9 protein-coding genes and 1 pseudogene are annotated in these 11,599 nt (G+C 68.3%); 7 read left to right on the forward strand and 3 right to left on the reverse strand.

The features are described from left to right. The first annotated feature begins 103 nt into the window (after positions 1 to 103). Positions 104 to 4,783 (forward strand): RHS repeat-associated core domain-containing protein, encoded by a 4,680-nt coding sequence (locus BLU79_RS09160; protein WP_143052476.1) that lies wholly within the window; start codon positions 104 to 106, stop codon positions 4,781 to 4,783. 44 nt (positions 4,784 to 4,827) lie between these two features. After that, complete coding sequence (locus BLU79_RS09165) at positions 4,828 to 5,241, forward strand: SUKH-3 domain-containing protein (protein WP_177000948.1); 414 nt, start codon at positions 4,828 to 4,830, stop codon at positions 5,239 to 5,241. Here the strand turns inward: BLU79_RS09165 and BLU79_RS09170 are convergent, their stop codons facing one another. Next, a complete protein-coding gene (locus BLU79_RS09170) occupies positions 5,242 to 5,451 on the reverse strand; it encodes a DUF397 domain-containing protein (protein ID WP_093905158.1) in 210 nt (69 codons plus the stop codon). Beyond that, positions 5,375 to 6,281, reverse strand: a pseudogene (locus BLU79_RS09175) (helix-turn-helix domain-containing protein). The gene BLU79_RS09170 and the pseudogene BLU79_RS09175 overlap by 77 nt, the downstream one beginning before the upstream one ends. Positions 6,282 to 6,396: 115 nt before the next feature. Between BLU79_RS09175 and BLU79_RS09180 the strand changes: the two are divergent. Both BLU79_RS09180 and BLU79_RS09185 read left to right on the forward strand, forming a co-directional pair. Continuing rightward, the gene (locus tag BLU79_RS09180) at positions 6,397 to 6,615 is read left to right on the forward strand and encodes a hypothetical protein (RefSeq protein ID WP_093905159.1); all 219 of its coding nucleotides are present in this window, start codon (positions 6,397 to 6,399) and stop codon (positions 6,613 to 6,615) included. Next, on the forward strand, positions 6,612 to 6,977 hold the full coding sequence (locus BLU79_RS09185; RefSeq protein WP_093905160.1) for an ATP-binding protein: 366 nt from the start codon (positions 6,612 to 6,614) through the stop codon (positions 6,975 to 6,977). Before BLU79_RS09180 ends, BLU79_RS09185 begins: the two co-directional genes overlap by 4 nt. A 10-nt stretch (positions 6,978 to 6,987) precedes the next feature. Here BLU79_RS09185 and BLU79_RS09190 read toward each other — a convergent pair whose 3' ends face one another. Beyond that, the gene (locus BLU79_RS09190) at positions 6,988 to 7,548 is read right to left on the reverse strand and encodes a peptidoglycan-binding domain-containing protein (protein WP_093905161.1); all 561 of its coding nucleotides are present in this window, start codon (positions 7,546 to 7,548) and stop codon (positions 6,988 to 6,990) included. A gap of 168 nt (positions 7,549 to 7,716) precedes the next feature. On the opposite strand from BLU79_RS09190, the gene BLU79_RS09195 reads away from it, so the two are divergent. Genes BLU79_RS09195 through BLU79_RS09205 form a run of 3 tightly spaced genes read left to right on the forward strand, consistent with a single transcriptional unit; the run spans position 7,717 to position 11,423 of the window. Then, entirely contained in the window at positions 7,717 to 10,137 is a 2,421-nt protein-coding gene (locus tag BLU79_RS09195; RefSeq protein WP_093905162.1) for a glycoside hydrolase domain-containing protein, read from the forward strand. Beyond that, positions 10,138 to 10,782 (forward strand): hypothetical protein, encoded by a 645-nt coding sequence (locus BLU79_RS09200; RefSeq protein WP_093905163.1) that lies wholly within the window; start codon positions 10,138 to 10,140, stop codon positions 10,780 to 10,782. It abuts the gene before it with no gap. Positions 10,783 to 10,808: 26 nt separating this feature from the next. Next, positions 10,809 to 11,423: a peptidoglycan-binding domain-containing protein gene (locus BLU79_RS09205; protein ID WP_093905164.1), complete on the forward strand. Its 615-nt coding sequence runs from the start codon at positions 10,809 to 10,811 to the stop codon at positions 11,421 to 11,423. Positions 11,424 to 11,599 lie beyond the last annotated feature (176 nt).

The following is an 11,599-nucleotide window of genomic DNA, read 5'->3' on the forward strand; positions in this document are numbered from 1 at the left end:
CTGATCGCCGCTTCCGGGAACACCCCCAGGTACTTCAATTCGCTTATCTGACTTACGTAATTGATACGATTACAGGTAGGCGTCAATACGCACGGGGGTGTTCATGGGCGTCACCTTGCCCGGGTACCTGGACGAGGCCCTGGACCTGATCGGTGTCAGCTGGCCGAACGTCGACGAGGACGACTACCGCGAAATGGCCCAGGCCATGCGGGAGTTCGCTGACGACATCGATGACGGCGCCGCCGACGCCCACGCGGCGATCAGCGATCTGCTCGGCAGCAACGAGGGCTTGGCCGTCCAGGCGCTCGACAAACACTGGGGCAAGGTCAAGGGCACCCACCTGGCAAACCTCGCCGAGGGGGGCCGGCTCGCGGCGACCGCGCTGGACGGGGTGGCCGTCCTGATCGAGGGCGCCAAACTCGCCGCCATCACCCAACTCGGCATCCTCGCGGCCGAGATCGCGGCGGCCATCGCCGCGTCCACGGTCACCCTGGGGTTGTCCGCGCTGGGTGGTCTGGCGGCGACCCAGGCCACCCGGGTCGCGGTCAAACGCATCTTCCAGGAAGTGTGCGAACAGGTCGCCGAGCGGGTCATCGAGATCGCGATGGGCCCCGTTTTCGAAGCCATCGGCTCCATGGCCGGCGACCTGGTCGTGCAGTTGGGCGGCAACGCACTCGGCGTACAGAACGGCGTCGACCTCGGCCAGACCGCCAAGGCCGGCAAGGAGGGCCTGAACGACGGCATCGACGCCGCCAAGGGGGCGGGCGGCTCCATGACCCTCGCGAGCGCCGGAGGAGGCGGCGGGGGTGGCGGCGGAGGGGGCGGCGGGGGCCAGTTCAGCCTGGACCCGGAGGCCTACGACCGGGCGGGCACGAAACTCGCGGGCGCGGGCGGCAAGATCCGCGACGGGGCCGGCGGCAAGCTCTCCCGGGCCAAGTCCACGCACGGCCGCACCAAGGGCCGGGACGCGATCGCGGACGCCGCCAACGCCATGCTGGACCAGGTCATCGACGGCATCGAGAAGGGCGTGAAGAACTCCGCCAAACACCTCGACGAGAACATGACCAACGGCCTGAAGCGGATGGCCAAGAACCACAACGACAACGACCGCGGCATCGCCGACAGCCTGGACGGCATCCGCAAGGGCGACAGCGGCAAGGACACCCCGTCAGGCCCGAAGGGCACCTCGGGCGGCAATTCCGGACGGTCGCCGGGACAGGGCAGCGGCCGCGACCAGGTCCGCGACCCCCGTGAGGCGGGCCGTCCGCGGGACTCCGTCTGCCAGGGCGGTGAGCCCGTGGACATGGCGACCGGGCGGATGTTCATCGAGCAGATGGACGTGTCGCTGCCGGGCTCGCTGCCGCTGCTGTTCAAGCGCTCCTTCGAGTCCGGGTACCAGGCAGGGCGCTGGATGGGCCCGCGCTGGGTGTGCACCTTCGACGAGCGGCTGGAGATCGACGCCGAGGGTGTCGTCTATCTCAGCGCGGACCGGTTCACCCAGGCCTACCCGCACCCGGAGCCCGACGCACCCGCGCGTGCGACGGCAGGCGTACGGCAAGACCTGGCGGTCGACTCCGTGACGGGCGACTTCACGCTGACCGACCCCGCCACGGGTCTGGTCCGGGAGTTCACCCTCAGGCCCGACGGCGCGACGGCCCTGCTCACCCGTATCCGTGACCGGGCCGGTCATCACGTCGACTTCGCCTACGACACCGACGGCGCACCGGCGAGCATGACCCACTCCGGCGGCTACCGGCTTCTGGTCACCGTGGACGCGGGCCGCATCACCGCCCTGAGTCTGGCCGGCGGCGAGGGCGAGGACCTCCCGCTGACCAGGTACGGCTACACCGACGGCCACCTGAGCGAGGTGTACAACTCCTCCGGCCGGCCGCTGTCCTTCGCCAACGACACGCAGGGCCGGATCGAGTCCTGGACCGACCGCAACGGCACCCAGTACCTCTACACGTACGACGAGTCCGACCGGGTCGTCGAGGAGGGTGGCGCCGACGGCTCGCTCACGTTCCGTTTCACGTACGGCGATCCGGACCCGGCCACCGGAATCAAGGTCCACACCGAGACGAACGCCCTCGGCCACACCACCCGGTACCAGGTCAACGAGCACGCCCAGATCGTCGCCGAGACCGACCCCCTCGGGAACACCACGCTCTTCGAGCGGGACGAGTACGACCGGTTGTTGTCCCGCACCGACCGGATGGGCCGGACCACTCGCTTCGAGTACGACGACGCGGGCGAACTCGTCGCCGTCGTCCAACCCGACGGCGAGCAGTCCACGGCGGTCTATTTCGGCGACGCGCATCACCCGACGCAGATCACCCGGCCCGGCGGCCGAACCTGGCACCAGACCTTCGACGAGGCCGGTCGCCGCACCGCCGTCACCGACCCCACGGGCGCCACCACCCGCTACGGCTACGACGCTTTCGGCCATCTCGCCTCGGTCACCGACGCCCTCGGCCACACCACTCTCGTACGCTGCAACGCCGCCGGCATGCCCGTCGAGGTCACTGATCCGGCCGGGGCCACCAGCCGCTATGAGCGGGACGCCTTCGGCAGGGTCACCGCCGTCGCCGACCAACTCGGCGTCGTCACCCGGCTGACCTGGAGTGTCGAGGGCCTGCTGACCTCCTACACGGCCCCGGACGGAACCGTCCAGACCTGGAGTTACGACGACGAGGGCAATCTCCTCACACACACCGACCGGGCCGGCCGGGTCACCGGATTCGAGTACACGCCCTTCGAGACCATCGCTGCCCGCACCGACCCCGACGGCACCCGCCTCACCTTCGGCTATGACGCGCACATGCAGCTCATATCCGTCACCAACGCCCTTGGGCAGACCTGGAGTTACACCTACGACCCCGCCGGGCGGCTGGTCGAGGAGAGCGACTTCCACGGCCGGAGCATCAGCTACGAACTCGACGCCGTCGGCGATGTGGTGGCGCGGACCGTCCCGACCGGACAGCGCATCCGGTACGGCTACGACGTGCTCGGCCGCCTGGTGGAGAAGGACTGCGACGGCGCACGCACCACCTACGCCTACGACCCTTCCGGACACCTGATCCGGGCCACCGGCCCCGACGCCGATCTGCACCGCACCGTCGACCCCCTCGGCCGCCTGCTCACCGAGACCGTCAACGGCCGTACGCTCACCCACACCCTGGACGCCGCAGGCCACCGCGTGGGCCGCACCACGCCCGGCGGTCACCACAGCACCTGGACCTACGACCGGGCGGGCCGCCGAACCGCCCTCGCCACCACCGGCGGCCGGCTCGACTTCTCCTACGACGACGCCGGGCACGAACTCGAGCGGGTCCTGGACGGCCGCCTCACCCTGACCAGCGCCTGGGACACCGAGCACCGTCTCACCGGCCAGATCCTCCGCTCCGAGCAGACCGAGCTGCAGCGCCGCGCCTACACCTACCGTGCCGACGGTGCCCTGACCGGCGTCGAGGACGCGCTCAGCGGCCCGCGCACCTTCGACCTCGACACCGCCGGACGCGTCACCGCCGTCCACGCCGCCACCTGGACCGAGACCTACGCCTACGACCCGGCGGGCAACCTCACCGACGCGCACTGGCCGGCCACCGGCGTCGAGGCGGAGGCGGTCGGCGCACGCTCCTACGAAGGCACGCAGCTCGCCACCGCCGGCCGGATCCGCTACGAGTACGACGAGGCGGGCCGCACCACGCTCCGCCAGCTCACCCGACTGTCGAAGAAGCCCGCCACCTGGCACTACACCTGGGACGCCGAGAACCGCCTCACCCACGTCACCACCCCCGACGGCATCCGCTGGGCGTACCTCTACGACCCGTTCGGCCGCCGTATCGCCAAGCAGCGCCTGGCCGAGGACGGTGTCACGGTCGTAGAACGGACGGAGTTCACCTGGGACGGTTCGACCCTCGCCGAACAGACCACGCACGCGCCCGCTCTTCCCGGCCCGTACACGTTGAGCTGGGACCACAAGGGCCGACAGCCGCTGGCGCAGACGGAGACCATCACCACCCCGGCGACCGCCGACACCCCGCAGGACCAGATCGACCGCCGCTTCTTCGCGATCGTCACCGACCTCATCGGCACCCCGACCGAACTCGTCGACACCGCCACCGGCGCCATCGCCTGGCGGACCGTGCCCACGCTGTGGGGCCACACCGCCTGGTCGTCCGACAGCACCACGACCACACCACTGCGTTTCCCCGGCCAGTACTTCGACCCCGAGACCGGCCTGCACTACAACCTCAACCGCTACTACGACCCCGCCACCGCCCGCTACACCACCCCGGACCCGCTCGGCCTCAGCCCGGCCCCCAACCCCGACGCCTACGTCCACAACCCGCACACCTGGTGCGACCCCCTCGGCCTGATGCCGGACGACGGCGCCGACATCAAGAAACAGCTGATGGATCTGGGGAAGCAGCGGTCCCAGCAGGTCGCTGCCGGGCTGGGCGAGGGCGAGAAAGCCCCGGGTGCCTACACCGTGGGCCAGGACCGGACCACGGGCAAGATCTACTACGGTGAGAGCGGCCCTGAGACCGGTCACCATCAGTCCGTGGTCGAGGCCATGCCTGCCGAGTCGCAACGCGCCGATGACACGCGCCCGCCCGGAGTGTGTGGTGAGCCACGGATGTTCACCAACGCGATCAACGATGGCGCGGACCCGAAGAACATTGACTTGGTGACCGTCAACCCCAAGGGTAAGAAATTCAAGATGTGCCAGAACTGTGCCTCCTGGGTACCTGGCTTCGGAGGAGAGGTACTGACCGGATGAACGACACTCCCGATCGGCGGGCGATCCAGGAAGTTCGGGATGCCTTGTCAGGGACTGCCGAACTCGAGGTCCACCCCCTGGACATCGAGAACGCCTGCCGCCAGTACACCGAGGACGGGTACGAGGTCACCCCCCAGCTCCGACAGTTCCTCGAGGTCTATGGCGAGCTCACCGTGAGCTGGATTTCGCGGGAGTGGAAGTACGAGCTCACCACATCGGTCGAGAGAACACTGGAGTCCGCGCACGCCTTCCCCAGGACCCTGCGCATCCACGCCAAAGACCTCGGCTGCCCCGTCCTCCTGGTCGGCACCGTGTTCGACACCGAGGAGTCGGTGCTGCTCACCGAGAACGGCGACATCCTGTTCTACGGGGACGCCGGATTCCAGCGGGTCGCGAACGGCTTCGGAAACGCGGTACGAGCGCTCCTGACGGGCGACTGGGACAAGACCTTCTTCTGATTACCGGGGGCTTTGGAGCGAGTTGACGAAGAAGGCCCAGGCGGGGGTGGGGAACAGGAGGGCGGGGCCGTCGGGGTTCTTGGAGTCGCGGACGGGGACGGCGCCGGGGAGGTTGTCGGCGACCTCGACGCACTCACCGCCGGTCCCGCTGCTGTAGCTGCTCTTGCGCCACTGCACGGAGCTCAGGTCGATGTTGCTGTTCGGCTTCATTCCGATAGTCCTCTGCTGCTGCCTCGATCATGGCCAGGGACGCCTCCGGTGGCAGTGCGGCGGCCCTGAGCAGATCGTACGACTCCCGGTACTCCATCACGAGGGCCGGATAGTCGATGACTTGGCCGCTGTGCAGGCCCTCCGTGTACACCAGCGGTGGCGCGTCATGGAAGGTCATGATCCGCGTCAGCCCCATCATGAACGGGTGCACCGAGGTTTCCGGGACGATCTGCACAAGCGACCGCGTGGACCTGACCACCTCGCCGATGTGGTCCAGCAGTTCAGCCATCCCTGCAGGGGGCAGCGCACGCCGCCGGATGACCGACTCGTCGAGGATCGCCCAGAACTTCGGCGGCGACTCCCTCACAAAGAGACTCGCACGCTCCAGACGGGCTTTCACGACCTCCTCGACCTTGGCCTCCGAGGCTCGCGGCATCGCCGACCGAGCAATCACCGTCGCGTACGCCCTGGTCTGGAGCAGCCCGGGCACCAGCAAGGGAGCCCAGTCCTCGATGCTCCGTGCCTGCTTCTCCAGGTCGGCGACATCCGCGAAGTGCGGGGCGATGCCCACGCACCTTGCCTTGGCCGCGTCTTCACACCGCCGCTGGAAAAGAGCCGTCCGTGCCCAGCCGCTTGTCCACGTGCACGGCCAGATCCATCGGCATCCCCCGCTCGCCCCGCTCGATCTGGCTGAGGAACGAGATCCCCCGGAAGCTGCCCTCGGCCAACTGCTCCAGCGTCAGCCCCGCTTGCTCCCTTCGATAGCGCAACTCGGCGCCGTAGAAGCAGGGAACACTAGTCGACGCGTCAGGGTCCTTCTTCGCGGGCACAACCCACCACCGCCGTTTCTCTTGTTGCATGCGCACCCGAAACCCCTTTCACGGTACGCAACTCGACGCCAGCCTGTGAGTGATTCATTACAGAACGCACACGGAGGCGTACCCCATGCACCCCCAGACCCACCCCCACCACGAAACCGACGCCTGCGTCGAAGACCTCCGCGCCGCCCTGGAGGCGAACGGCATCACGCTCCCCTCCCTCGGCGTGGACCTGCCGACCTTCGCCGACTCGCTCCCCACACGCCCTCTCATCGCACTCGGCAACTGCAACCAGGTCACCGCCCGCGCCCTGATCTCCGCCCTGCGCAAGGCGGCCGGCCGGTGAACCGACCCCTCGTCCTCGAACTGCTCGCGCTGCCCAAGGCCGTACCGGAGGTGCGCCGTGCGGTCCGCGAGCACTTGGGCGCGTCCTTCCCCGAAGCCCAGCTCTGCGTCAGCGAGTTGCTCGCCAACGTGATCAACCACGTCGGCGAGGGGACCCCGGTGACCGTCCGCCTGTTCCGCACCCCGGACGGCCGTACGCGCCTGGAGGTGACCGACACCGACCCGCATGCCTGGCTCATCGCACGCCACCCGGGCGAGGACGACGAGACCGGCCGCGGCCCCCTCCTGCTCGACGCGATGGCCCGGCGCTGGGGGGTGTGGCTGACGCCGGCCGGCAAGACGGTGTGGTGCGAGCTCCCCTGACGGTTACTCCTCAGTCGCAGCTGAGGTAGTCGTATCCGGCCTGCCTCCAGTCGCCGTCGGAGTCCTTGAAGAGGTACTTGCCCTCGGTGTTGCGGCGCATGGGGAAGGAGTGGCTCCTGCCCCGGTACTCCAGGTACAGCGTCTCGCCCCGGTCGGTGCTGCCGCCGGTCTGGAAGTTGTGAATGTGGGCCTTGCCAAAGGTCTGGTTGCCGACCCTGCCGTCCACGTCGAGATGCCAGCGCTCCTGGAGCCACTTCGTGGCCGTCTGGGTGTCTTCTCCGAAGTAGCCGTTGATGAAGGCCTCCGGGAAAGGCCTTCCGGTGCTGGCCGTCGCGCCCTCCGCCCACAGGATCCGCTGCCACATGCATACCGCGTTGGACGGACTGTGTCCGCCGAGAAAGCTGCCGAGGGTCCCCTCGTCGTCGAAGTCGTCGATGTGCTTGTCGTACCCGCGCACCCACCCGTCGGACGCCTTCGCGGAGGCCGGTGAGGCCCCCAACCCCAGCGTGGCCGCCAGGGCGGCACCTATAACGGCCGCACCGACCCGTGAACGCTTACCGCTCAAGTTCATGTGATCCCTCTCTCCTGTGGTTACCGCGCACAGGATTGCCCAAAGGGACGCCAGGGGGACCCTGCACATTTACAGGTTCCCTGCGTCCCCTCCCTGGGCGACGGTCTGGCGGCGGGGGTGCCGTGGCACTCCGCTATCCAGGTCCGAACCGAACGGGGGAAATGTCGCATGGACGATCCCAACGTGCTCGCCGCCCAGAAATGGGTGAACGAGACCTACGACGGCGTAGCCGACCGATACGAGCGCTGCCCGCAGGACGGCAGCACCGGCTGGGCCACCGTGCTCAGCCTCACCCAGGGCCTCCAGCACGAGCTGGGGATCTCACCGACCGTACGGAACTTCGGTCCCGGCACGTTCGACGCGCTCGTGGCGCGCGGCGGCATCCGTCCGTCCGAGACGAAGACCAACCTGATCCGCATCATCAACTACGCGCTGTGGTGCAAGGGGTACTACGGCGCCTCGTCGGCAGGCCGGTGGACCTCGGTGACCACCGATTCGATGAACGAGTTGATCGGCGACGCGGGGCTGGCGTCGGTGGCCAACGTCTCCAACATCCCCACGCGGCTGCTGGTGCAGATCATCAAGGCGCTGCTGCGCATGGACCAGTTCCGGATCGTGCCCGGTGGATCGGCGGAGATCCGGCGGTTCCAGCGGCATCTGAACCTGACCTACGTCGTCGGTGAGGAGATCACCACCATGGACCTCAGTCCATGCGACGGTGTCTACTCGCGTGACGTGCAGCAGGCGGTGATGAAGGCCGTCCAGTTCGAGATCGGGATCCCGCGCGCCGACATCGGCGGGTACTTCGGCAGCACCACCAAGTCGAAGCTCCAGGCGCAGCCGTCCCTCGGGGTGGGCAGCGAGGGGGACATGGTCCACCTCTTCACGGCCCTGTGCGTGTTCAACTCCCCGGTGATCCTGAACGGCGAGCCCGTCTCCGCGGCGATCCGCCGCGAATACACCGACAACACCGCGGAGTTCGTCCGCGCCTTCCAGAGGTTCAGCCAGCTCCCCGTCACCGGCAAGTCGGACTACGACACCTGGGCACAGCTCCTCGTCTCCACCGGCAACGAGTTCCGGGAGACCACCGCCCTGGACGAGGCCGCGCCCCTCACCTTCGCCCGCGCCAAGGCACTGAGCGACGCCGGTTTCCGGGTGGTCGGCCGCTACCTCGACGAGCATCTGCCGCCGGACGACGAGTACTACCTCGGCAAGGCGCTCACCAGCACTGAGCTGAGCGAGATCATCCGTGGTGGGCTGCGCGTGTACCCGATCTTCCAGTGGAACGGCACCGTGCGTGAGAATTTCACGGAAGAGAAGGGCTTGGAGCAGGGCAACGTGGCCGAGCAACGAGCCCTCGAATTCGGCTTCAACCGCGGCACCTGTATCTACTTCGCGGTCGACTTCGACGCGACCCAGGCGGACATCGACGACCATGTGATCCCGTACTTCCGTGGGGTGCGCGCCGCGCTGGGGCGGTCGAACCGCTACACGTACGGGGTGTACGGCTCACGCAACGTGTGCAGCCAGGTGTCCAACCGCGTCGGCGCGACCTGGTCGTTCGTGTCAGGTTTGTCCTGGGGATTCTCCGGGAACCTCGGTTTCCCTCTCCCGCCGAACTGGTCGTTCAACCAGATCCGCCAGGGCCCCTTCAGTTACGGCAGCGGCAGTTTCGGAGAGACCTGGGACATCGACCGCAACGTCTGGCGCCGCAACTCCGATCCGGGCACGGCCGTACTCAATGCCGACAGGTCACCCGCGCAGGGTTTCATCGACCTCGTCCAGCGGCTGTACACGGCCGCCCTGGAGTACGACGCGGGAATCGACCCGACCATCCTCGTCTGCCACTTCTTCAGGCAGGAGGAGTACAACGGCCTCGAGTGGAAGGGGGCCTTCGGGGCGGTCAACCAGGGCTGGATAGCGGCGGCGGCAGAACAGGGGCTGACCCTCGACGGCAGGAGGTACCTCACCGATCCGGTGACCGGAACCGCCGTCGGTACGGAGCACCTCATGGCGACCCTGCAGGCTTGCCTCCAGTACCCCTCGACCACCGACCTCGTGTCGCTGGGCGACGGCGGTGGCTGGGCCGGCGATCTCGCGTCGTTCTATGCGGACTGGCGCCGGAACAAGGACCGGTATCCGAACCCCATGCTCTTCGCTCTGGATTACCTCGGAAAGCGGAACACCGCGTCGTCGTTCGACAACGTGGACTGGATTTCCGACGCCGACGGATTCAACATCATGCGGCTCATGAAGGAGAAGTCGCTCATCCTCCCCCAAGCTGTCGCCCGCTACTACGGCACCGACAGTCCCGGGGCCGACGACCGGGTCTGCCAGCGGCGGTACACGCTCTTCCAGGCCGACCGCTTCGACAGCGACAGTGCGACGACGCAGGTCCTCGCCAAAAATCTGCTCCTGGGTGAGAACTCCGACATCACGGTGATCGCAGGAAAGTGGCTTCTGGCCGGCGGCCCCAGCCTCGGTTCTGATGACCTTCCGGAGAACATCGACCCGGTCCAGCTCAACAATTTCGTGCTCGCGTACGCCTGGGAGCTCCAGGAACGCGTCGACGCCGAGGGGGGAAAGTAAATGGCACTGACACGACGGGCCGTGCTGCTGTCCGCCGGCGCCCTCGGCGTGGGCGCCACACTGAGTGACGTCCTCACCCGGCCGTCGGCCGCTGCCGACGGCTGGTGGAACTCACGACGCAGCGCCAACGGCTGGCCCATCGACACGGCCGCCATCGAGTCGTTCCGCGTCGAAGGCTCCCCGGCCACCGTACGCCTGCACCGCGAAGCGGCCCCGGTCCTCCTGCACCTCGCGAGACGCTGGCACTACGAGGTCATGCCGCTGCGCGGCTCACAGGACGTCCTGGGACACCGCACCGAAGGCGCCGTACGCCTCGCGTACGAGTCGAACTACCTCTCCGGCAGTGCGATCGCCCTGCTCGGGGCGGGCGACGGCCTGTGGCCGCTCCAGGAGGCGGTCGTCCGCGACATCCTCGCCGACTACGGCGGCGTGGTGCGCTGGGGCGCGGATCTCTCCCCCGCCGCCACCTGCCACTTCCAGATCGACGTCGGACCGAACGCGAAGCCCCTCACGCACCTCACGAAGACCTTCCGCGACCGCGCCGTGCACCACAACGGCCCGCGCCCCGGCGCGGTGGAAGACCCGGCCACGCCGGAACGCCGCACCAGGGCCCGCCGCCTGGCCAAGGACCAGAGCAAGAACTGACGACCGTCGCACAAGGAGGAAGAATCATGCCCACAAGACGTTGGAAGCCTGTCCTCGGCGTTCTCGCCGCGGGCCTGTCGACGGTACTGATCGCCGCCCCGGCACAGGCCGTCCCCGCCAACTCGGGGGCCTACGGCACCTCGTTCGTCGACGGAGCCGGCGGCCTCACCGACGACTTCGGTGACCACTTCTCCGAGCTCGGCCACTCCCTGTGCAACGGATGCGCCGACTCGAACACCGACATCGTGCTGATGTGGCAGGCCATCCTGGCTGCCGAGGGCCTCCTCGGCCTGTCCGACATCGACGGCCGGTTCGGGTCCGTCACCGCGGCCGCCACCAAGCAATGGCAGAGCCGCTACGGCCTGACCGCCGACGGATGGGTCGGCGACGGCACGTGGAGTGCGGCGGACAACCGCATGAAGTGGACGGGACAGGAAGGGCAGGAAACAGCCACCTACGACGCCACCGGTGACGGCTCGATCTCCTTCGAGCGCGGCAACAGCTACTCGTACACGGATTACGGCGACAGTGGCGCCTACCGCATCACCGGCATGCACCGGGGTTCCCACGGACGCTGGTTCGGCGGTGGCACCCGCATCCAGTTCCACAGCCGGACCGTCACGGTGACCGGTTCCTGGTGACCCGACCCGCCACCCAGGGCCGGCGGGATCGGACGAAGAGGGCCCAGGCACGGGTGGGGGACACCAGTGCCTGGCCCTCGGGGTTCATCGGGGCGGTCCCCGTGTCCGCGCGGCACTCCCCTGGGCCCCACGCGATAGCCTCTCGTCAACTTGCGTGACGGAAGCGCGCGTTGTGA

Source organism: Streptomyces sp. cf386 (assembly GCF_900103585.1).
In the GTDB taxonomy this organism is placed as follows: domain Bacteria; phylum Actinomycetota; class Actinomycetes; order Streptomycetales; family Streptomycetaceae; genus Streptomyces.

Bases quoted from the DNA above. Each gene is read 5' to 3' on its own strand.
- BLU79_RS09195 (WP_093905162.1), top strand. From the start codon at position 7,717: ATGGACGATCCCAACGTGCTCGCCGCCCAGAAATGGGTGAACGAGACC.
- BLU79_RS09170 (WP_093905158.1), bottom strand. From the start codon at position 5,451: ATGAAGCCGAACAGCAACATCGACCTGAGCTCCGTGCAGTGGCGCAAG.
- BLU79_RS09190 (WP_093905161.1), bottom strand. From the start codon at position 7,548: ATGAACTTGAGCGGTAAGCGTTCACGGGTCGGTGCGGCCGTTATAGGT.
- BLU79_RS09180 (WP_093905159.1), top strand. From the start codon at position 6,397: ATGCACCCCCAGACCCACCCCCACCACGAAACCGACGCCTGCGTCGAA.
- BLU79_RS09200 (WP_093905163.1), top strand. From the start codon at position 10,138: ATGGCACTGACACGACGGGCCGTGCTGCTGTCCGCCGGCGCCCTCGGC.
- BLU79_RS09160 (WP_143052476.1), top strand. From the start codon at position 104: ATGGGCGTCACCTTGCCCGGGTACCTGGACGAGGCCCTGGACCTGATC.
- BLU79_RS09205 (WP_093905164.1), top strand. From the start codon at position 10,809: ATGCCCACAAGACGTTGGAAGCCTGTCCTCGGCGTTCTCGCCGCGGGC.